Annotated in this window: 1 protein-coding gene; it reads right to left on the bottom strand. The window is 61.3% G+C overall.

Annotated features, from left to right (window positions below):
* A partial coding sequence (locus SB786_RS36075) for an acyl-CoA dehydrogenase family protein (RefSeq protein WP_410731555.1) occupies positions 1–220 on the bottom strand: 220 nt, incomplete at its 3' end.
* Positions 221–279 lie beyond the last annotated feature (59 nt).

The raw sequence follows: 279 nt of genomic DNA, 5'->3' as shown, positions 1-279 counted from the left end.
ACCACGCATTGCTCAGCACAAGGCGGCGGTAGTGATGACCAACCCTGAACTCCTCCGTCAATCCGTAGCCGCCATGCAGCTGTATACCCTGCGCGGTGACGAATTTTGCGCTGCGCATGACCTGTGCCTTGCAACCCGAGATCTGGGCGCTGCGCTCGTGCACTGGGGCATCGCCAGCCAATATAGCCAGGCCCCGATGCAGGCTAGCGCGCGCCTGCATGGTTTCGATAGCCATGTCAGCCATACGGTGCTGAAGCGCCTGGAAGCTGCCAATCGGCA

This window comes from Burkholderia sp. SIMBA_062 (assembly GCF_046534765.1).
In the GTDB taxonomy this organism is placed as follows: domain Bacteria; phylum Pseudomonadota; class Gammaproteobacteria; order Burkholderiales; family Burkholderiaceae; genus Burkholderia; species Burkholderia ambifaria.
This window is presented reverse-complemented; position numbering and strand designations above follow the sequence as displayed.